This is a genomic window from Cronobacter sp. 153480017-3 (assembly GCF_053627815.1).
Window position 1 is genome coordinate 403,171 of the sequence record NZ_JBSEYN010000002.1, and the last position, 21,726, is coordinate 424,896.

The following is a 21,726-nucleotide window of genomic DNA, read 5'->3' on the forward strand; positions in this document are numbered from 1 at the left end:
CGCCAGAAGTGCATAGTTATTGTTCATTTGATTGTAGACCTGAATATCATGGATAAAATTGACGCTCATCGCCGCAAACTGCTGACGATTGGCGGCGCCGCTTTAGGCGCTGCGATACTGCCCACGCCTGCATTTGCTACCCTGTCGACGCCACGACCGCGTATTCTTACGCTCAATAATTTACATACTGGCGAATCCATTAAGGCCGAGTTTTTCGATGGCCGGGGCTATATTCAGGATGAATTAGCAAAGCTTAATCATTTCTTTCGTGATTACCGGGCGAATAAGGTAAAAGCGATTGATCCCCGTTTATTTGACCAGCTTTTCCGTTTGCAGGGGCTGCTCGGCACCCGTAAACCGGTACAGCTGATCTCCGGCTATCGTTCCGTTGATACCAACAACGAATTACGATCCAAAAGCCGCGGCGTGGCTAAGCACAGCTACCACACCAAAGGCCAGGCCATGGATTTTCATATCGAAGGTATTTCGTTAAGCAATATTCGCAAAGCGGCGTTATCTCTGCGCGCCGGTGGTGTAGGATACTACCCCAGCAGTAACTTTGTGCATATTGATACCGGGCCGCTAAGGCACTGGTAATTAACGACCCCGGCAGCGCGCCGGGTAAAAGGAGCGGTATGAACTATCATATTATTCCGGTAACGGCGTTCGCGCAGAACTGCTCGTTAATCTGGTGTGAGGAGACGCGACAGGCGGCGCTGGTGGACCCAGGCGGCGATGCGCAGCGTATCAAGGAAGAAGTCGCCCGTATTGGCGTTACGCTTCAGCAGATCCTGTTGACGCATGGTCATCTTGACCACGTGGGCGCGGCGGCGGAGCTTGCGGCGCATTACGGCATCCCCATTATCGGCCCGGAAAAAGAAGATGAGTTCTGGTTACAGGGGCTGCCTGCGCAGAGCCGCATGTTTGGTCTTGATGAGTGCCAGCCGCTGACGCCAGACCGCTGGCTTAATGAAGGCGACACGGTGAGTGTTGGCAATATAACGCTTGCCGTGCTGCACTGCCCGGGCCACACGCCGGGGCACATCGTCTTTTTCGATGCGCAGTCCCGTCTGCTGGTTTCAGGCGATGTCATCTTTAAAGGCGGAGTGGGGCGCAGCGACTTCCCGCGCGGCGATCACAGCCAGCTTATTGATGCCATCAAGCGTAAGCTGCTGCCGCTCGGCGATGACGTGACGTTTATTCCCGGCCACGGCCCGATGTCAACGCTCGGCCACGAGCGTCTGCATAACCCTTTCCTGCAGGATGAAATGCCGGTCTGGTAAATCTTTCCCAATAAAAAGGGCCGCACTGTGCGGCCCTTTTTGTATCTTTACGCAGCGATTACAGCACCGCGACGATGGCTTCGCACAGCGGCGCCATGTTATCCGGCGTCATGCCCGCCACGTTCACGCGCCCGGAGGCCACCGCGTACACGCCAAACTCTTCACGCAGACGCAACACCTGCTCTTTCGTCAGGCCGCTGAATGAGAACATGCCGTTCTGTTTGGTGATAAAGCTGAAATCGCGGTTTGCGCCTTTCTCTGCCAGCGTGTTCACAAAAAGCTGACGCATACGCTGGATGCGCTGACGCATATCGGTCAGCTCCTGCTCCCAGATGGCGCGCAGCGCGTCGTTGCTGAGAATGGTCGCGACTACTGAAGCGCCGTGTGCCGGCGGGTTGGAGTAGTTGGCACGAATGCAGGATTTCATCTGGCTGAAGGCGCGGTCTGCGGCATCGGCATCCGCCGCGACCAGCGTACAGGCCCCTACGCGCTCGTTGTACAGGCCAAAGTTTTTGGAGAACGAGCTCGCGACGATAAGCTCTTTATGCAGCGCGGCAAACGCACGCAGGCCTTCAGCATCTTCTTCCAGACCGCGAGCAAAGCCCTGGTAGGCGAAATCGAACAGCGGCAGCCAGCCTTTCTCGACAGACAGTTTCGCGAGCTGTTCCCACTGATCCAGCGTCGGGTCGATGCCGGTTGGGTTGTGGCAGCAGCCGTGGAACAGCACCACATCGCCCGCCTGGGCTTCCTGCAGGCTGTTTAACAGACCGTCAAAATCGAGCGAATGGTTGGCGGCGTCGTAGTAGGCATACTCGCGCACTTCCAGACCGGCGGAGTTAAACACGCCTTTGTGGTTCGGCCAGCTCGGGTTCGAGACCCAGACGCGTTTGACGTCGGTGTTTTTCGCAAGGAAATCCGCCGCGACGCGCAGCGCGCCAGTGCCGCCCGGAGTCTGCGCCGTGCGGGCGCGTTTATCGCTGATGATATGGCTGCCTTTGCCGAACAGCAGTTCCTGCGTGCAGCGGCCAAATTCGGGAATACCGTCAATGCCGAGGTAGTTTTTGGTGGTTTCATTTTCCAGCAGATATTGTTCTGCTTTTTTTACGCTGGTCAGAACCGGGGTCTTACCGGTTTCATCTTTGTAAACACCAATGCCTAAGTTAATTTTGGTTGGGCGATCGTCGGCACGAAACAGATCGGCCAGGCCAAGGATCGGGTCGGCTGGGGCGGCGGTAATGTTCTCAAACATGACGAGGTTCCATTGTGATTTCAGAAGGGAAATTCGCTATCAGGTTAACGGGAGATTTACAAAATGCCAACCGTTTGCCCGGAAAAGTTACGTGGATCGCAAAAGTTGGCAGAATTTTCTTTTACGCATAAAAAAACAGGGCCGAAGCCCTGTTTTTCCGCTATCAGACAACAAGGTTGTGCTGATTAGAACTGGTAAACGATACCCACCGCAGCGGTGTTGTCAGAACCAACGCCCAGTTTATTATCGCTGTCGATCTGGTTGATGATGTAATCAACATAGGTAGACATGTTTTTGTTGAAGTAGTAAGTGGCACCTACTTCTACGTAGTTGATGTAATCTTCGCTACCGATGCCTTCAACATCTTTCGCTTTAGATTTGTAGTAAGCGACGGACGGACGCAGACCGAAATCGAACTGGTACTGTGCTACAACAGAGAAGTCCTGAGTTTTGTTAGCGAAACCACCATTGATCGGAGTTGCGTTACGGGTTTCACCATACAGAGCAGCCAGGTAAATGTTGTTAGCGTCATATTTCACGCCAGTCGCCCACTGTTCAGCTTTAGCGCCTTTACCGCGAGCCAGAGACTCCTGAGCATTGGTACGATCTGCTGCACCATAACCACCGATTACGCTGAAGCCGTCAAATTCGTAACCCAGAGAGGTTGCCCAGCCGTCACCGTTGGAACGCTGAATATCGTCATTTGAGCCGCCAATTTTTGCGCGCTCATTTTTACCCAGGTACTGAAGACCGAAGCTCAGACCATCCACGAGACCGAAGAAGTTGCTGTTACGGTAAGTAGCCAGACCGCCCTGACGACCAGCAAAGAAGTTATCGCTGTTGCCTGTATCACCACCGAATTCCGGCAGCATATCGGTTACGCCGATGGCGTCGTATACCAGGCCATAGTTACGACCGTAGTCAAAGGTGCCGAAGTCACCAAATTTCAGGCCTGCAAATGCCAGACGGGTTTTATTCCCTTTCTGAGCATCAGTGCCGCCTTCAGAGTTGTTACCGCTAAAGTTATATTCCCACTGGCCGTAACCGGTCAGTTGGTCGTTGATCTGAGTTTCGCCTTTAAAACCAAGACGGGCATAGGTTTTATCGCCATTACCAGCATAACCATTGTCGCCATTGTCTTTAGTGAAATAGTGCAGACCTACCGCTTTACCGTAGATGTCTACTTTGTTGCCGTCTTTATTATAGATTTCTGCAGCGTTTGCTGCACCGGCTACCAGCAGGGCAGGGATAACCACTGCCAGGATATTGCGCTTCATCATTATTTATTACCCTCATTGGTTTTTTTGAACACCTGCCACTGCCGTCAATAATTCATTACGGAACTATTGATGAGAGTTTGGTGTCTTTCTGTGTCTGTCTGGCATCTTTCCATTCATATAATCGTTTCGCTACCCGGAAAGTGCTACAAATGTCTTAATCAGGTAACAAAAAGAAATATTGTGTAAGAATTTATTAATGAAAGGGAACTTTGTGAGAGACCTCAAATTTATTACTTAAGTGAATAAATTTCGGCCATTCCTTTCTTATATATATGAAAAACTTATTATTAATTTGGATAAGGCGCATTTTTATACAATTGTAAGCAACAAGAGTTTTCTACTGGATGAGATGGATGGAAGGCCAGATGTCTGTGGAAGTTGTGTACAAATATGCTATAGCGAAGCGGTGCAAAAAATCGCCATCAGACAATTGATGAATTTTTATACAGCCTAAAATTCCGTGAAACCGTAATAGAAAATGAACAACACAAGGCGGGAAGAAAAAAGGCCAGCAAGTCGCTGGCCTTTTTGGGATTAGAAGTTCGCGTTGCGCGGGGTACGCGGGAAGGGGATCACATCGCGCACGTTCTGCACGCCGGTAACATAGGCGATCAGACGTTCAAAGCCGAGACCAAAGCCGGAATGCGGCACGGTGCCGTAACGGCGCAGGTCGCGATACCACCAGTAGTCTTCTTTATTAAGACCCATCTCATCCATACGGGCGTCCAGCACGTCGAGGCGTTCTTCACGCTGGGAGCCGCCGATGATTTCACCGATGCCCGGCGCGAGTACGTCCATCGCCGCCACGGTTTTACCATCTTCGTTAAGGCGCATATAAAACGCCTTGATGTCTTTCGGGTAATTTTTAACAACAACCGGCGCTTTAAAGTGTTTCTCGGCGAGATAACGCTCATGCTCGGACGCCAGATCCACGCCCCAGTAGACCGGGTTCTCGAATTTCTCGCCGCACTTCTCAAGAATGGCGACCGCGTCGGTGTAATCCACCTGCGCGAAGTCGGCAGAGATGAAACGCTCCAGACGCTCGATGGCTTCTTTATCCACGCGTTCGGCGAAGAACTTCATGTCGTCCATGCGTTCATCAAGCACCGCTTTGAAGACATATTTCAGCATCGCTTCCGCGAGACCCGCGACATCGTTCAGGTTGGCGAACGCCACTTCCGGCTCCAGCATCCAGAACTCCGCCAGGTGGCGGCTGGTGTTGGAATTTTCAGCGCGGAAGGTTGGGCCGAAGGTATAGACTTTCGATAGCGCGCAGGCGTAGGTTTCGCCGTTCAACTGGCCTGACACGGTCAGGAACGCTTCTTTACCGAAAAAGTCTTTATCGAAATCGATTTTGCCCTGCGCGTCGCGCGGCAGGTTTTCCAGATCCAGCGTCGAGACGCGGAACATTTCACCCGCGCCTTCGGTATCCGACGCGGTGATAAGCGGCGTGGAAACCCAGAAGAAGCCCTGTTCGTGGAAGAAACGGTGCAGCGCCTGCGCCAGCGTGTGGCGTACGCGAGCCACGGCACCTATCAGGTTAGTACGCGGGCGCAGGTGCGCGACTTCACGCAGATACTCAATACTGTGGCGCTTGGCCGCCATCGGGTAGGTGTCCGGATCGTCCACCCAGCCGGTCACTTCCACCTGGGTTGCCTGCAGCTCAAAGCTCTGGCCTTCGCCCGGGGATTCCACCACCTTGCCGGTGACGATAACCGAGCAGCCCGTCGTGAGGTGTAAAACCTCTTCATTGTAATTGGGCAGAGAATTATTAATGACAGCCTGTATCGGATCAAAGCAGGAACCGTCATAAACGGCGAGGAAGGAGATGCCAGCTTTTGAATCTCTTCGGGTACGCACCCACCCGCGCACGGTGACTTCACTGTCAACGGCAACGCGGCCCTGGAGTACGTCGGCTACAGGCACAACGCTCATAATTTTCTCTCTGGTTAATGGTCAAAAATAACATTTTCCACCCGGACGGGGGGTTATCTATGTTACCTGGCATACGCCATCAGACAAGCAGAATTCGCGGTGCGGGAAAAAGAAATCGCAAAGGGGAGGGAAAAGCAGGGAGCGCGCAGCTCCCTTTGGGAAAACATCAGCTTGCTTTGCGCACCTGAGGAAGATCGAAGGCTTTGCGCAGCGCGCGAACAAACGCCTTATCGTGACAAATCGTTTTGCCTGGGCTGTCGGAGAGTTTTGCCACCGGACGGCCGTTACATTCAACGAGCTTAATCACGATATTGAGCGGCTTCACGTGCGGGATATCGCAGGTGAGACGGGTGCCGATGCCAAAGCCCAGCTTCACGCGGTCGGCGAAGTGGCGATAGAGCTCAATCGCTTTCGCGAAATCGAGGTTATCAGAGAAGATAAGCGTTTTGCTGAGCGGATCGATGCCGAGCTGCTGGTAGTGCGCGATAGCTTTCTCGCCCCACTGCACCGGATCGCCCGAGTCGTGGCGCAGCCCCTGGTAGCGCCCCGCGAACTCCGGGCCGAAATCGCGCAGGAAGGCGTCCATCGTAATACAGTCGGTCAGCGCGATGCCGAGCATATCCGGGTATTCGTCAAGCCACGCCTGCAACGCCGCAATCTGGCTGTTCGCGAGATCGGGGCTGATTTGCTGATGCGCCTGGAACCATTCATGCGCCTGGGTGCCCATCGGCGTCAGTGAAAGACGGCGGGCGAGGTCATAGTTACTGGTGCCGATAAACCACGGCTCCAGCTTGAGACGCTCGACAATCGCCTGCTGAACATCGCGCGAGAAACGGCGGCGGGTGCCGAAATCCATCAGACGGAAAGCGCTTAAATCGAGCCCGTCCGTCATGGCGCGAAAATCATCGAGTTTGACTTCGAGATGCGCCAGCGCCTGATCGACGCTCGCCTCCGGGGAGCGGTAGCGGTGCACCAGCTCGCTAATCACGGCCAAAAGCGGCACTTCCCACATAATGACTTCGCGCCACGGGCCGCTTAGGCGGATATCCAGCTTGCCGCCGTCGTTGCGGATCTGCACCTGCGTTGGGTCATAACGGAACGTTTTCAGCCACTGGAGGTAATCGGATTTGAAAAACGGCAGCCCGGAGAGCCACTGATACTCGGCGTCGGAAAGCGCCAGATGCTGCATGGCATCGACCTGTTCGCGGATAGCGTCAGCATAAATGCCCAGCAGATCGTCACCCCGGCAGCGAAATTCCGCTGCGACATGCACATCATAATAGTGATGAAAAACCGCCTGCTGCATATGCAGCTTATAGGCGTCCGTATCCAGCAGCGTTTGCAATAGGGGGGAAGCGTATTGTGTCATGGTGCGAACTGGCATCCTCTCACAGGCGCGTGTCTATCAGTGGCATAAGCAGATAAAGACGCAGGAGTATACCCTGATTATCGGTTTATTGAAGCAGGATCACAACACAACCGGCGAAGCGGGTCGAGGGCAATTCGTGCCGCTTGTTACTTAAATGTAGCAATCTGCGTCGTAGCGGCTGAAAAGTGAAAGATTCTGCGTGGCAACATTAACGCAACAGGAATAGACTGGAGTCGTAACCATACGGACCCTGGATAAGGTTTTTTATGACTCAACAGCCACAAGCAAAATATCGCCACGACTATCGTGCGCCGGATTACCTGATTACCGACATTGATCTGACCTTCGACCTCGACGCCGCCAGAACGCGGGTCACTGCGGTCAGTCAGATCAACCGCCGCGTGGCGGAGAACGCGCCGCTGCGTCTGGATGGCGAAGACCTTACCCTGATTTCGGTCGAGGTGGATGGACAGCCCTGGACGCATCACCGCCTGGAAGAGGGCGCGCTGGTGCTGGAAAACCTGCCGGAGCGCTTCACGCTCAAAATCGTCAACGACATCAACCCGGCGGCGAACACGGCGCTGGAAGGCCTGTATCAGTCAGGCGAGGCGCTCTGCACCCAGTGCGAAGCTGAGGGCTTCCGTCACATTACCTGGTATCTGGATCGTCCGGACGTGCTGGCGCGCTTTACCACTAAAATCATCGCCGATAAAACGAAATACCCGTATTTACTCTCCAACGGTAACCGCGTGGCGCAGGGCGAACTGGACGATGGCCGTCACTGGATGCAGTGGGAAGATCCGTTCCCGAAGCCGTGCTATCTGTTTGCACTGGTGGCAGGCGATTTCGACGTGCTGCGCGATACCTTCACCACCCGCTCCGGGCGCGACGTGGCGCTGGAGCTTTATGTAGATCGCGGCAACCTGGACCGCGCCGGCTGGGCGATGACCTCGCTGAAAAACTCCATGAAGTGGGACGAAGAGCGCTTTGGTCTGGAGTACGATCTCGACATTTATATGATAGTCGCGGTCGATTTCTTCAACATGGGCGCGATGGAGAACAAAGGGCTTAACGTCTTTAACTCCAAATTCGTGCTGGCGCGCGCTGAAACCGCGACCGATAAAGACTATCTCAACATTGAGCGCGTTATCGGCCACGAATATTTCCACAACTGGACCGGCAACCGCGTCACCTGCCGCGACTGGTTCCAGCTGAGCCTGAAAGAGGGGCTGACCGTCTTTCGCGATCAGGAATTCAGCTCCGATCTCGGCTCCCGCGCGGTTAACCGCATCAGCAACGTGCGTACCATGCGCGCGATGCAGTTCGCCGAAGACGCAAGCCCGATGGCGCACCCGATTCGCCCGGACATGGTCATTGAGATGAATAACTTCTATACGCTGACCGTGTATGAAAAGGGTTCCGAAGTCATCCGCATGCTGCATACGCTGCTTGGCGAAGCGAATTTCCAGAAAGGCATGCAGCTCTATTTCGAGCGTCACGACGGCAGCGCCGCCACCTGCGACGATTTTGTGCAGGCGATGGAAGACGCGTCGAATGTCGATCTCTCGCATTTCCGCCGCTGGTATAGCCAGTCCGGCACGCCAATTGTCACCGTGCAGGATGATTACAATCCGCAGACCGAGCAGTACACGCTGACGCTAAGCCAGCGCACGCCGCCTACGGCGGACCAGCCGGAAAAACTGCCGCTGCATATTCCATTCGATATCGAGCTGTATGACAACGAAGGTAAGGTCATCCCGCTGCAAAAAGACGGGCATCCGGTGCACCATGTGCTGAATCTGACGCAGGCGGAGCAGACGTTTGTTTTTGATAACGTGTATTTCCAGCCAGTGCCGTCGCTGCTGCGCGAATTTTCCGCCCCGGTGAAGCTGGAATACAAATGGAGCGATCAGCAGTTAACGTTCCTGATGCGCCATGCGCGCAACGATTTCTCACGCTGGGATGCGGCGCAAAGCCTGCTGGCCACCCATATCAAACTCAACGTCGCGCGTTATCAGCAGCAACAGCCGCTGTCGCTGCCGCTGCACGTGGCGGACGCTTTCCGCGCGATCCTGCTTGACGAAACCATCGATCCGGCGCTGGCGGCGGAGATCCTGACGCTGCCGTCGCAAAACGAGATCGCCGAGCTGTTCCAGACCATCGATCCGCAGGCCATCGCGGCGGTGCACGACGCGCTGACCCGCACGCTGGCGACCGAGCTTGCTGATGAACTGCTGGCGGTCTACAACGCGCATAAACTCACCGGCTACCGTATCGATCACGCGGATATCGGCAAGCGCGCGCTGCGTAATACCTGCCTGCATTATCTGGCGTTTGGCGACGCGCAGCTGGCCGACAAGCTGGTCTCCGCCCAGTATCACGACGCGGACAACATGACCGACGCGCTGGCAGCGCTCGCGGCTGCCGTAGTGGCGCAGTTACCGTGCCGCGATACGCTGCTTGGCGAGTATGACGACAAGTGGCACCACGACGGTCTCGTGATGGACAAGTGGTTTATGTTGCAGGCGATGAGCCCGGAGAAAACCGTGGTGAGCAAAGTTCGTGCGTTGCTGGAACACCGCTCCTTCAGCCTCGGCAACCCGAACCGCGTGCGTGCGCTGGTGGGCGCGTTCGCCACTAACAACCCGGCGGCGTTCCATGCCGAAGATGGCAGCGGCTACCGTTTTCTGGTCGATATGCTGATTGAGCTCAACACCCGTAACCCGCAGGTGGCGTCGCGTCTGATTGAGCCGCTGATCCGCCTGAAGCGTTATGATGAAAAACGTCAGGCGTTGATGCGCGCGGCGCTGGAAGAGCTGAAGGCGCTGCCGAAGCTGTCCGGCGATCTGTATGAGAAAGTGAGCAAGGCGCTGGCGTAATGGGCTGATATGGGGTGGTGGGTGCGCTGCGCTTACCCATCCTACGGGGTACTGTGGTGGGTGCGCTGCGCTTACCCACCCTACGGGGTTCTGTGGTGGGTGCGCTGCGCTTACCCACCCTACATTGGTACTGTGGTGGGTGCGCTGCGCTTACCCACCCTACGGGGTTTTGTGGTGGGTGCGCTTACGCTTACCCACCCTGGATAATACCCTGTCAGTGTTTGTAGGGCGGGTAAGCGTAAGCGCACCCGCTTTTCTTTTATGGATAACACATCACCCCACCTTCATTTCCCGCACCGGCACAGGCGTTTTACGCATTACCCGGTTCAACACCCGCGCTTCAAGCTCCGCCAGACGTGGCGTGCCGTGGTGACGCGGATGCGGCAACTCCACGGCCATATCGAGCCCGATTTTCCCGTCTTCGATTAACAACACCCGCTCCGCCATCGCCACCGATTCGCTCACGTCGTGCGTCACCAGCAGCACCGTAAAACCGTGCTCGCGCCACAGCGATACAATCAACTCCTGCATCTCAAGGCGCGTCAGCGCATCCAGCGCACCGAGCGGCTCATCCAGTAGCAGCAGGCCAGGGCGATGAATCAACGCGCGCGCCAGCGCCACACGCTGCTTCTGTCCACCGGAAAGCGCGGCGGGCCAGTCGTTCGCGCGGTCGGCCAGACCCACTTCCTCAAGCGCCTGGCGCGCCGCCGGACGCCAGTCGCCTCTAAGCCCCAGCCCGACATTATCCAGCACCTTCTTCCAAGGCAGCAGGCGCGCATCCTGAAACATCATGCGCGTATCTTCACGGGCGTCGGCAAGCGGCGCATTCCCGGCGCGCAGTTCGCCGCCGTCCGGCGTTTCAAGCCCCGCGAGCAGACGCAGCAGCGTACTCTTGCCGCCGCCGCTGCGCCCGACCACCGCCACAAACTGCCCGGCGGGAATATGCAGATCCAGCGCGTTAAGAATGGTTTTCTCGCCGTAGCGTTTGGTCACGCCTTCCAGCAGCAGCGGCGTTCCCTGGTTGAGCCGTGCTGTTGTCATGCGTTCGCCTCCTTTAACTGATAAGCCGGGTGCCAGCGCAGCCAGACACGCTCCAGCGCACGGGCGCTGAGATCGGCGAGTTTGCCAAGCAGGGCATAGAGAATAATCGCCACCACCACCACGTCGGTTTGCAAAAATTCACGCGCGTTCATTGCGAGATAGCCAATGCCGGAATTCGCCGAAATCGTCTCCGCCACGATAAGCGTCAGCCACATCAGCCCGAGCGCGAAACGCACGCCGACCATAATCGAGGGCAGGGCGCCCGGTAAAATCACCTGCCGGAACAGGCTGAAACCGGAAAGCCCGTAGCTGCGCGCCATCTCCAGCAGACCGCTGTCAATATTGCGAATGCCATGCCAGGTGTTGATATAGATCGGGAACAGCGTGCCGAGCGCCACCAGAAAAATTTTGGCGCTCTCATCAATGCCGAACCACAAAATCACCAGCGGGATCAGCGCCAGATGCGGCACGTTTCGCAGCATCTGGATGGAGCTGTCGAGCAGGCGTTCGCCCCAGCGCGACAGCCCGCTGATAAGCCCGAGCGCCAGCCCAATCAGTCCGCCGATGGAAAAACCCACCAGCGCGCGCCAGCTGCTGATAGCCAGGTGCTGCCAGAGCTCGCCGCTTGCCGTCAGCCGCCAGAACGTCTCCACCACGCTTTCGGGCGACGGCAGAATACGCGTCGACAGCCAGCCCGTCTGGGAGGCGAGCTGCCAGACGGCGATAATTCCCACCGGCAACACCCACGGGGCGGCGCGCTGGAGCCATTTTTGCGAAGCGCTTGTCATACGGCCTCCTTAACTCTGCGCGACCCGGCGCGGAATAAATTCATTGGCCACTGCTTCACCCTGTGCCGTGAGCGGGCGAGGCTGCGGCACGTCCGGGATGGCGATATCGAGATGCGGGAACAAAAGCTCGCCCACCCGGTACGCCTCTTCCAGATGCGGGTAACCGGAGAGGATAAAGCTGTCGATGCCAAGCGCCGCGTATTCATTAATACGCGCCGCCACCGTTGGGCCATCGCCCACCAGCGCCGTGCCTGCGCCGCCGCGCACCAGCCCCACGCCCGCCCAGAGGTTCGGGCTAATCTCAAGCTGGTCGCGCCGCCCGCCGTGCAGCGCCGCCATGCGCTGCTGACCGACCGAATCCTGACGCGCAAACGCCGCCTGGGCTTTGGCGATCGTTTCGTCGTCGAGATGGGCGATCAGCCGGTCAGCGGCCTGCCAGGCTTCTTCCGTGGTTTCACGCACAATGACATGCAGACGGATGCCGAAGCGTACCGTGCGCCCGTGAGCCGCCGCTTTGGCGCGCACCTGGGCTATCTTCTCTTTTACCTGCTCCGGCGGCTCGCCCCAGGTGAGGTAGAGATCGACCTGCTCGGCAGCCAGATCCTGCGCCACATCAGACGAGCCGCCGAAGTAAAGCGGCGGGCGGGGCTGTTGTACCGGCGGGAATAACAGCTGCGCGCCGCGCACCTTAATATGCTTGCCTTCAAAATCGACCTTTTCGCCTTCCAGCAGGCGACGCCAGACGCGGGTAAACTCGGCCGACGCCTCATAACGCGCGGTGTGATCGAGGAACACGCCGTCACCGGCCAGCTCCTGCGGATCGCTGCCGGTTACCAGGTTAAAGAGCGCGCGCCCGTTGGACAGCCTGTCCAGCGTCGCCGCCTGACGCGCTGCTACGGTCGGCGACACGACCGACGGGCGTAGCGCGACCAGAAATTTCAGCCGCTGGGTGACCGGGATCATCGACGCTGCAACCAGCCAGGCGTCTTCGCAGGAGCGCCCGGTCGGGATCAGCACGCCGGTAAATCCGAGTCGGTCAGCGGCCTGCGCAATCTGTTGCAGATAGCCGTGATCAACCGGGCGGGCGCCCGCGTCGCTACCGAGGTAGTGGCCATCGCCGTGGGTGGGTAAAAACCAGAACAGATTCAGACTCATGATTTCGCTCCTTCAGTAGCGCCGGACCAGAGGCGGCTGCGGATATCGACTTTCTTTGGGACCAGATGGTTGTCATAAAACAGATCGGCGGTGTGCTGCTGGCGCACGGCCGTCTCTTCATTCACGGGCGTGATGCGCGTCGGCGGACGGTGATCGAAATAGAGCTCAATGACCGGCTCCGGCAGTCCGATGCTCTGTGCGAACAGTTTGACGCTCTCTTTGCGCTGGCTGCGGGTCAGGGCATCCGCTTCGCTGAAGCTCTCTAGCACGCCTGTCAGGAACTGGCTATATTTTTCGGCGTAGGGGCGCGAGGCGAGATAGAACGATCCGGTGAGGTCGAGATCGGTGCCGTCGGCCAGCACGCGCACGCCGCCCTGAATGAGCGCGGCGGAGTAGTACGGGTCCCAGATGGCCCAGGCGTCGACGTTACCCTGCGTAAACGCGGCGCGCGCATCGGCGGGTGTGAGATATACCGGCTGAATATCGGTAAATTTCAGCCCGGCTTTTTGCAACGCGCGCAGCAGCAGGTTATGCGAGCTGGAGCCTTTCTGGAACGCGACCTTATGGCCTTTCAGGTCGGCGACGCTTTTAATCGGGCTGTTTTCCGCTACCAGCAGCACTTCGGCTTTCGGTTTTGGCGGTTCGCTGCCGATGTAAACCAGATCTGCCCCCGCCGCCTGGGCGAAGATAGGCGGAATGTCGCCGGTACTGCCGAGATCGATGCTGCCGACATTCAGCGCCTCAAGCAGCTGCGGGCCTGCCGGGAATTCGACCCAGGTGATTTTGGTATTTGGATAACGCTGCTCAAGCAGATGATGGCTTTTCGCCAGCACCATGCTCACAGAGCCTTTCTGATAGCCGATACGCAGCGCCTCTGGCTGTGGTTCAGCCGCGCTGACGCCTGCGGTAAAAAGCGTGAGGCCGGCTGCCAGTAGCGGTGCGGCGTGACGGCGCAAAAGATTAAGCATGTAACGTTCTCCTTGTGAACTGCGGCGCAGGGGTTGCCAGATGGCGACGAGTCAGCGCCTGCCAGAAAGTGTCGAGGGCATCGTCAAGACGCGTTTGTAGCGGTTCGGAAAAGCGCGGCTGATGGTGGTAATCCAGCACCTGACTGTCATCGGCAAAGACGCCATGCAGGATCTCCTGCGCTTTCAGGGCGTTGAGCACAGGTTTAAGCGCGTAATCCAGCGCCAGCAGATGGCCGGCCGAACCCCCGGTCGCGACCGGCAACACCACTTTTTTCTCAAGGGCCCGTTCGGGCAGGAGATCAAGCAGCGTTTTCAGCGCGCCGGAAAACGAGGCCTTATAGATGGGCGTAGCGATGATGACGCCGTCGGCCTGCTGAAGCTGCTCGATAAGCGTCAGGAGCGCCGGGCTGTCGAAGCGGGCGTAGAGTAAATCTTCTGGCGCAAAATTCTGGATATGCCAGTGACAAATCTCAACATCGAGCCGGGTGAGTTCACCCGCGAGATAAGAAAGCAGGGCGCTGGAGCGCGAAGGAAAGCGTGGGCTTCCCGCCAGAGTAATAACCCGCATACCACCTCCTTATAACCAAAATAAAGTTTTTGATTAACATTAATAACAATATGAGAGGATAGTGGCAGAGGGGCTGGCCCCGAGAAACTAAAAATTGTGATGATGCTTTGCCAAAAAACGCATAAAACAGGATTAAAAAGAAAACGTTTGCTTTCTCAGGGGCTTTTTTGCCGCAGGTCAATTCCCTTTGTGAAGCGGATCGCAGATAATAGCGCCCCGGTTTGCACACCGGGAATCCAGGAGAGTTCATGTACTACCCCTTCGTTCGAAAAGCCCTTTTCCAGCTCGACCCCGAGCGCGCTCACGAATTTACCTTCCAGCAAATGCGCCGCATTACCGGCACGCCCCTTGAAGCGCTGCTGCGCCAGAAAGTGCCGTCTAAACCGGTGACCTGCATGGGGCTGACGTTTAAAAACCCGCTGGGGCTTGCCGCAGGCCTTGATAAAAACGGCGAGTGCATCGACGCGCTCGGCGCGCTGGGTTTTGGATCGGTGGAAATCGGCACCGTGACGCCGCGCCCGCAGCCGGGCAACGACAAGCCGCGTCTGTTCCGCCTGGTCGAAGCGGAAGGGCTGATTAACCGCATGGGCTTTAATAATCTCGGCGTGGATAACCTGGTGGAGAACGTCAAAAAAGCGCATTTTGACGGCGTGCTCGGCATTAATATTGGTAAAAATAAAGACACGCCGGTAGAACAGGGTAAAGATGACTACCTGATTTGTATGGAAAAAGTATTTCCCTACGCCGGGTATATCGCGATTAATATCTCGTCACCGAATACGCCTGGCCTGCGCTCGCTGCAATATGGCGACGCGCTCGACGATCTCCTTGCCGCTATTAAAAATCAGCAGCAACTGCTGTCGCAAAAGCACCATAAATATGTACCCGTGGCGGTTAAGATCGCACCGGATCTTTCGCTGGAAGAATTGATCCAGGTGGCCGATAGCCTGGTGCGCCATAATATTGATGGGGTCATTGCGACCAATACGACACTCGATCGCAGCCTGGTTCAGGGCATGAAATATTGCGACGAAACGGGCGGATTAAGCGGCCGTCCTCTGCAATTAAAAAGTACGGAAATCATTCGCCTGTTAAGCCAGGAGCTGCAAGGACGCCTGCCGATTATCGGCGTCGGTGGTATTGATTCCGTTATTGCCGCGCGGGAAAAAATAGCCGCTGGCGCTTCGCTTATTCAGATCTATTCCGGCTTTATTTTTAAAGGGCCGCCGCTCGTTAAAGAAATTGTGACCCACCTTTAAGCATTTCCCCCTTTAAGACCGCCAGGGCTTTATTTTCAGCCCTGGTTGTTTTATATTCCGCGATTGTTGCTAATTTAAACGTCATAGTCTTAGATTAATGAGGGAATAAACGAAGCGGCAAAAAAGGGAAATAATTTTAAGTTTCATCGCAGTGGGGGGTAATGATGCGTATAAAGCCGGACGATAACTGGCGCTGGTATTATGATAACGAGCACGACCGGATGATGCTCGATCTGGCCAACGGCATGCTGTTTCGCTCGCGTTTTGCCCGCAAAATGTTGACGCCCGACGCGTTCGATCCTTCCGGATTCTGCGTTGATGACGCCGCACTCTGGTTCTCCTTCGATGAAAAATGCCGTGAACTTCCTCTCGCCGCTGAACAGCGCGCCGAACTGGTGCTGAACGCCCTTGTCGCTATCCGCTTCCTGAAACCCCAGATGCCGAAAAGCTGGCATTTCTTAACCCACGACGACGCCGAATGGTCGCCGAGCTGTGGCGATGCTGCCTGCGTATGGCTGAGCGACAGCGGCGAACCGGTCTGCCTGCTGGTGGTCGAGCCTGGTGATAACGCGACGCTCTGCCTGCTGGCGCAGCCTGCGTTGACGCTTGCGGGCCGCGCGATGCAACTGGGTGATGCGATTAAAGTGATGAATGACAGGCTCAAACCGCTGGCGAACGCCCCGCAGCTGAGCCTCGATCAGGCGGTTTAACGCGCGAGCCGAATCGGGCCTGCCGGCACGCAGCTACAGCTTAAAAACGTGCCGTCGTCGCTGAGCGCACTTTTCTTCAATGGCGTAACTTCCCCTTCCAGCAGCGTCACGCGACAGCTGCCGCAAATCCCGGCGCGACAGGAGTAGGGTACCCGAATGCCCTGCTGTTCAAGCTGCTCCAGCACCACCTGCTGATTATTCCCGTTAAAGCTTTTTCCTTCCCATTCGACAGACACCTGCGCCGCTGCGTTTGCCACAGGCGTCACGCTCTCTTCCACGTTGCCTGCGCCATAAAGCCGTGCCGGGCCGGTCGAAAGCACTTCAACGCGATCGCCTGCGCGGATCACACCACTGTTGCGGGCAATCAGGTTCTGGCCGAAATCGACATCGCCGTTATCCAGCGCCGTGCGGAATTTTTGCAGCGTCGCCAGCGGCTCGCCGCTTGGGTGTTTGCGTCCGCGCTCGGGGCTGACGGTGGTAAATACGCAGCGGCTGCACGGTTTAGCAACATCAAACACCACGTCGCCAATGCGGATCACTTTCCACGTGTCCTCAGCCCAGGCCTCAACGCCCGTCACAACCAGATTCGGGCGGAACTGATTCATCGCCACACCCGCCGGGCAGCGTTTTTGTAAATCGCGCAGCGAGGCTTCGTTAGCAAGCAGGTACGGGAAGCCATCGGCGAAACCGAGCGGTACGCCGGGGTGAAGTTTAACGCGGCGCGTGAGCGATGGGCCGACCCAACGTAGTTGCACATCGCGGCCAAAAAAGCCGCTCAGCCACTGGTTAACGCTTTCGGGCGCGATAAGCGCGGTGAAGTGATTGCCCCAGACTTCCGTCGGCGCGGGGGCGGTCGCGAAATCAGTGAAGCGAATCGCGGCGCTGCTGCCGTCCGGCGCAGTGAGGTGCAACCCGTCCGGCAGCAGCGCGGGCGTGAAGAGCACCATTTGCGGATACTGGCGCGCGGTAATAAAGGTGCCATCGGTTTCCGTCACCATAAACGCGCGGTCAAATGTCAGGCCGCTGACGTCCGCCAGCGCGTGAGAGACCTGCAACCCACGCATCGATTTCACCGGATGAATAAAAAGCTGCGATAAAACCATGGCGTACGCCCTCCCGGCATAAGAAATAGAAGGGCAACTTTATGACATGCGTGCGGGATTGGCTATAATGCGCCACAATTTTCTTTTTACTGAAGTGACGATATGAAAGCTTTGTTTGCCAGTACGGCGCGTGGGCTCGAAGAGCTGTTAAAAACTGAACTGGAAAACCTGGGCGCGCAGGAGTGCCAGGTGGTTCAGGGAGGCGTGCATTTTCAGGGCGATGCGGCTCTGGTTTATCAAAGCCTGATGTGGAGCCGTCTTGCGTCGCGTATTCTGCTGCCGCTTGGCGAGTGCGCGGTGTACAGCGATCTGGATCTCTATCTGGGCGTTCAGGCTATCGACTGGACGAGCATTTTCGCGCCCGACGCCACGTTTGCCGTTCATTTCAGCGGTCTTAACGACACCATCCGTAACAGCCAGTATGGCGCCATGAAGGTCAAAGACGCGATTGTCGACGCCTTCACCCGTAAAAATCTGCCGCGCCCGAGCGTGGATCGCGAACAGCCTGATCTGCGCATTAACGTCTGGCTCAATAAAGACACCGCCAGCATCGCTATCGATCTTAGCGGCGAAGGCCTGCACCAGCGTGGCTACCGCGATCGCACCGGCCAGGCCCCCATCAAAGAGAACCTGGCGGCAGCGATTGTCATGCGCTCTGGCTGGCAGCCGGGCACGCCGCTGCTTGACCCGATGTGCGGCTCCGGCACACTGCTGATTGAAGCGGCGATGATCGCCACCGATCGCGCACCGGGCCTGCATCGTACCCACTGGGGCTTTAACGGCTGGGCGCAGCATGACGAAAGCCTCTGGAAAGAGGTGAAAACCGAAGCGCAGGTGCGCGCCCGTCGCGGTCTTAGCGAATATGCCTCGCGTTTTTACGGCTCCGATAACGATGCGCGCGTCATTGAGCGCGCCCGTACCAACGCCCGTCGCGCCGGTCTTGCCGACATCATTACCTTCGCCGCGCAGGATGTGACGAATCTGACCAATCCGCTGCCGGAAGGCCCGACCGGCACCGTTATCAGCAACCCGCCTTACGGCGAGCGTCTGGAGAGTGAACCGGCGCTGATCGCGCTGCACAGCCTGCTTGGCCGCATTATGAAAAACCAGTTCGGCGGCTGGAATCTGTCGCTGTTTAGCGCCTCGCCGGAGCTGTTAAGCTGCCTGCAACTGCGTGCTGACCGCCAGTTCAAAGCGAAAAACGGCCCACTTGATTGCGTACAGAAAAACTATCGTCTGGCCCCGACGCAGCCTGGCGCAGCACCGGCGCAGATAGCGGAAGATTACGCCAACCGTCTGCGTAAAAATCTGAAGAAGCTGGAGAAGTGGGCGAAACAGGAAGGCATTGAATGTTATCGCCTGTATGATGCCGACCTGCCGGATTACAACGTGGCGGTGGACCGCTATGCCGACTGGGTGGTGATTCAGGAATATGCGCCGCCGAAAACCATCGAGCCGGAAAAAGCGCGCCAGCGTCTGTTCGACGTGATTGCCGCCACGCTCTCGGTGCTCGGCCTGGCGCCGAATAAGCTGGTGCTGAAAACCCGCGAACGCCAGAAAGGCAAAAATCAGTATGAAAAACTGGCCCAGAAGGGCGAGTTTATGGAAGTCCATGAGTTTAACGCGCGTCTGCTGGTCAACCTGACGGATTATCTGGATACCGGCTTGTTCCTCGATCACCGCATCGCGCGCCGGATGCTCGGCCAGATGAGTAAAGGCAAAGATTTCCTGAACCTCTTCTCCTATACCGGCAGCGCCAGCGTTCATGCAGGGCTCGGCGGCGCGCGCTCCACCACCACGGTGGATATGTCGCGCACGTATCTGGAGTGGGCGGAGCGCAATTTACGTCTTAACGGGCTGAGCGGCCGCGCGCATCGCCTGATTCAGGCCGACTGCCTGAGCTGGCTTGCCGAGAGCGATGAACAGTTCGATTTGATCTTTATCGATCCGCCGACATTCTCTAACTCCAAGCGTATGGAGGAAACGTTCGACGTGCAGCGCGATCATCTGCGCCTGATGAAAGATCTCAAGCGTCTGCTGCGTCGCGACGGGACAATTATGTTTTCCAATAACAAGCGTGGGTTCAAGATGGATAACGAAGGGCTTGCGGCCCTGGGCCTGAAAGCGCAAGACATCACACAAAAAACGCTCTCTCAGGACTTCGCGCGCAACCGCCAGATCCACAATTGCTGGCTTGTTACTCACCAGACCAAGGACTAAGAATTATGTCGTTAATCAGTATGCATGGCGCCTGGCTCTCATTCAGCGATGCACCGCTGCTCGATAATGCTGAACTGCATATCGAAGAAAATGAGCGTGTCTGTCTGGTAGGGCGTAACGGGGCCGGTAAATCGACCCTGATGAAAATCATTAACCATGAGTTGCCGCTGGACGATGGTCGCATCGTCTATGAGCAAGATCTGGTGGTCGCACGTCTGCAACAGGACCCGCCGCGAAATGTCGCTGGCAGCGTTTATGATTTTGTTGCCGAAGGCGTGGCGGAGCAGGCTGAATACCTGAAGCGTTATCACCAGATTTCACATCTGGTGATGAGCGATCCGAGCGAGAAAAACCTGTCAGAGCTCGCGAAAGTGCAGGAGATGCTGGAGCACCACGATTTGTGGCAGCTCGAAAACCGCATTACCGAAGTGCTGGCGCAGCTGGAACTTGACGCCGACACGCCGCTGGCGTCGCTTTCCGGCGGCTGGCTGCGTAAAGCGGCGCTGGGCCGTGCGCTGGTCAGCGCGCCGCGCGTGCTGCTGCTTGATGAGCCGACCAACCATCTGGATATCGAAACCATCGACTGGCTGGAAACTTTCCTGAAATCGTTCTCCGGCAGTATCGTTTTTATCTCGCATGACCGTTCGTTTATCCGCAACATGGCGACGCGCATCGTTGACCTTGACCGCGGCAAGCTGGTCTCTTATCCGGGCGATTACGACAAATATCTGGTAGCGAAAGAAGAAGCGCTGCGCGTTGAAGAGCTGCAAAACGCCGAATTTGACCGCAAGCTGGCGCAGGAAGAGGTGTGGATCCGCCAGGGCATCAAAGCGCGCCGTACCCGTAACGAAGGCCGCGTGCGCGCGCTGAAGGCGATGCGTCGCGAGCGCGGCGAACGCCGCGAAGTGATGGGCAGCGCGAAGATGCAGGTGGAAGAGGCGACCCGCTCCGGCAAAATCGTCTTTGAGCTGGAGAACGTCAATTACCGCCTCGGCGAGAAAGTGCTGGTGAAAGACTTCTCCGCCCAGGTACAGCGCGGCGACAAAATCGCGCTGGTGGGGCCAAACGGCTGCGGTAAAACCACGCTGCTTAAACTGATGCTCGGCCAGCTGAAAGCTGACAGCGGTCGCGTGCATTGCGGCACTAAACTGGAAGTGGCGTACTTCGACCAGCACCGCGCGGAGCTCGATCCGGAACGCACCGTGATGGACAACCTGGCCGAAGGCAAACAGGAAGTGATGGTCAACGGCAAACCGCGCCACGTGCTCGGTTATCTGCAGGACTTCCTGTTCCATCCGAAGCGCGCCATGACGCCGGTGCGTGCGCTCTCCGGCGGTGAACGTAACCGCCTGTTGCTGGCGCGTCTGTTCCTTAAGCCCAGTAACCTGCTTATCCTCGATGAACCGACCAACGATCTCGACGTCGAAACGCTGGAGCTGCTGGAGGAGCTTATCGACAGCTATCAGGGCACCGTGCTGCTGGTGAGCCACGACCGTCAGTTTGTGGACAACACCGTGACCGAATGCTGGATTTTCGAAGGCGAAGGCCGGATTGGCCAGTACGTTGGCGGGTATCACGATGCGCGCGGCCAGCAGGCCTCGTCGCGCGCGATGCAGCAGCCGGTAGCGAAGAAAGCGGAGCCGGTGGCGGAGTCGAAGGCAGAAACTGTCAAACGAGGCAGCAACAAACTAAGCTATAACTTGCAGCGCGAACTGGAGCAGCTGCCCGCCCGTCTTGAGACGCTGGAGGCAGAGCTTGAGGCGCTGCAGGCGAAAGTCAGCGACGCGTCGTTCTTTAACCAGCCTCACGACGTAACGCAGGATGTGCTGGCGCAGCTGAGCGCTGCCGAAGCGGCACTGGAAGAAGCGTTTGAGCGCTGGGAATATCTTGAATCACTTAAAAACGGCTGATTATTCAGG

Annotated in this window: 17 protein-coding genes; 7 read left to right on the top strand and 10 right to left on the bottom strand. The window is 57.1% G+C overall.

Features of this window, described 5'->3' with window-relative positions:
• Positions 1-48: 48 nt before the first annotated feature.
• Positions 49-597 carry a YcbK family protein gene (locus ACUW6V_RS06310; RefSeq protein WP_004385484.1) on the top strand — a complete coding sequence of 183 codons (549 nt, stop codon included), beginning with the start codon at positions 49-51 and terminating at the stop codon, positions 595-597.
• 38 nt (positions 598-635) lie between these two features.
• Positions 636-1,283 (top strand): MBL fold metallo-hydrolase, encoded by a 648-nt coding sequence (locus tag ACUW6V_RS06315; protein WP_004385483.1) that lies wholly within the window; start codon positions 636-638, stop codon positions 1,281-1,283.
• Between the two features lie 58 nt (positions 1,284-1,341).
• On the opposite strand, the gene ACUW6V_RS06320 is transcribed toward ACUW6V_RS06315, so the two are convergent.
• From ACUW6V_RS06320 to pncB, 4 genes are all read right to left on the bottom strand, one after another.
• Positions 1,342-2,532, bottom strand: a complete 1,191-nt coding sequence (locus tag ACUW6V_RS06320; protein ID WP_023899042.1) for an amino acid aminotransferase — start codon at positions 2,530-2,532, stop codon at positions 1,342-1,344.
• A 185-nt stretch (positions 2,533-2,717) separates the two neighbouring features.
• Positions 2,718-3,812 carry a porin OmpF gene (gene ompF, locus ACUW6V_RS06325; protein ID WP_007849025.1) on the bottom strand — a complete coding sequence of 365 codons (1,095 nt, stop codon included), beginning with the start codon at positions 3,810-3,812 and terminating at the stop codon, positions 2,718-2,720.
• 534 nt (positions 3,813-4,346) lie between these two features.
• Complete coding sequence (gene asnS, locus ACUW6V_RS06330) at positions 4,347-5,747, bottom strand: asparagine--tRNA ligase (RefSeq protein WP_032989998.1); 1,401 nt, start codon at positions 5,745-5,747, stop codon at positions 4,347-4,349.
• Positions 5,748-5,913: 166 nt separating this feature from the next.
• Entirely contained in the window at positions 5,914-7,116 is a 1,203-nt protein-coding gene (pncB, locus tag ACUW6V_RS06335; protein ID WP_004388061.1) for a nicotinate phosphoribosyltransferase, read from the bottom strand.
• Between the two features lie 266 nt (positions 7,117-7,382).
• On the opposite strand from pncB, the gene pepN reads away from it, so the two are divergent.
• On the top strand, positions 7,383-9,995 hold the full coding sequence (gene pepN, locus ACUW6V_RS06340) for an aminopeptidase N (RefSeq protein WP_105578268.1): 2,613 nt from the start codon (positions 7,383-7,385) through the stop codon (positions 9,993-9,995).
• A 273-nt stretch (positions 9,996-10,268) separates the two neighbouring features.
• On the opposite strand, the gene ssuB is transcribed toward pepN, so the two are convergent.
• From ssuB to ssuE, 5 genes are read right to left on the bottom strand one after another with little or no spacing between them, the layout of a single operon-like run.
• Positions 10,269-11,036 carry an aliphatic sulfonates ABC transporter ATP-binding protein gene (ssuB, locus tag ACUW6V_RS06345; protein ID WP_454038136.1) on the bottom strand — a complete coding sequence of 256 codons (768 nt, stop codon included), beginning with the start codon at positions 11,034-11,036 and terminating at the stop codon, positions 10,269-10,271.
• Entirely contained in the window at positions 11,033-11,824 is a 792-nt protein-coding gene (gene ssuC, locus ACUW6V_RS06350) for an aliphatic sulfonate ABC transporter permease SsuC (protein ID WP_063264820.1), read from the bottom strand. Before ssuC ends, ssuB begins: the two co-directional genes overlap by 4 nt.
• 9 nt (positions 11,825-11,833) lie before the next feature.
• On the bottom strand, positions 11,834-12,979 hold the full coding sequence (gene ssuD / locus ACUW6V_RS06355; protein WP_069681809.1) for an FMNH2-dependent alkanesulfonate monooxygenase: 1,146 nt from the start codon (positions 12,977-12,979) through the stop codon (positions 11,834-11,836).
• Positions 12,976-13,947: an aliphatic sulfonate ABC transporter substrate-binding protein gene (locus ACUW6V_RS06360; protein ID WP_454038137.1), complete on the bottom strand. Its 972-nt coding sequence runs from the start codon at positions 13,945-13,947 to the stop codon at positions 12,976-12,978. The genes ssuD and ACUW6V_RS06360 overlap by 4 nt, the downstream gene beginning before the upstream one ends.
• Positions 13,940-14,515 (bottom strand): NADPH-dependent FMN reductase, encoded by a 576-nt coding sequence (gene ssuE / locus ACUW6V_RS06365; protein ID WP_004388168.1) that lies wholly within the window; start codon positions 14,513-14,515, stop codon positions 13,940-13,942. The genes ACUW6V_RS06360 and ssuE overlap by 8 nt, the downstream gene beginning before the upstream one ends.
• A gap of 248 nt (positions 14,516-14,763) precedes the next feature.
• Here ssuE and pyrD point away from each other — a divergent pair, with 248 nt between their 5' ends.
• Both pyrD and ACUW6V_RS06375 read left to right on the top strand, forming a co-directional pair.
• Positions 14,764-15,774, top strand: coding sequence for a quinone-dependent dihydroorotate dehydrogenase (pyrD, locus tag ACUW6V_RS06370; protein WP_105546665.1), 1,011 nt, complete (start codon positions 14,764-14,766; stop codon positions 15,772-15,774).
• A gap of 164 nt (positions 15,775-15,938) precedes the next feature.
• Positions 15,939-16,484 (top strand): cell division protein ZapC, encoded by a 546-nt coding sequence (locus tag ACUW6V_RS06375; protein ID WP_454038216.1) that lies wholly within the window; start codon positions 15,939-15,941, stop codon positions 16,482-16,484.
• Here ACUW6V_RS06375 and ACUW6V_RS06380 read toward each other — a convergent pair.
• Complete coding sequence (locus ACUW6V_RS06380) at positions 16,481-17,587, bottom strand: YcbX family protein (protein WP_454038138.1); 1,107 nt, start codon at positions 17,585-17,587, stop codon at positions 16,481-16,483. The two genes, ACUW6V_RS06375 and ACUW6V_RS06380, sit on opposite strands and share 4 nt — an antisense overlap.
• A 102-nt stretch (positions 17,588-17,689) precedes the next feature.
• Between ACUW6V_RS06380 and rlmKL the strand changes: the two genes are divergently transcribed.
• Together rlmKL and ACUW6V_RS06390 are read left to right on the top strand one after the other, a co-directional pair.
• Positions 17,690-19,807 carry a bifunctional 23S rRNA (guanine(2069)-N(7))-methyltransferase RlmK/23S rRNA (guanine(2445)-N(2))-methyltransferase RlmL gene (gene rlmKL / locus ACUW6V_RS06385; protein ID WP_007866549.1) on the top strand — a complete coding sequence of 706 codons (2,118 nt, stop codon included), beginning with the start codon at positions 17,690-17,692 and terminating at the stop codon, positions 19,805-19,807.
• 5 nt (positions 19,808-19,812) lie between these two features.
• Positions 19,813-21,717 carry an ABC transporter ATP-binding protein gene (locus tag ACUW6V_RS06390; protein WP_104673516.1) on the top strand — a complete coding sequence of 635 codons (1,905 nt, stop codon included), beginning with the start codon at positions 19,813-19,815 and terminating at the stop codon, positions 21,715-21,717.
• The last annotated feature ends 9 nt before the right edge of the window (positions 21,718-21,726 follow it).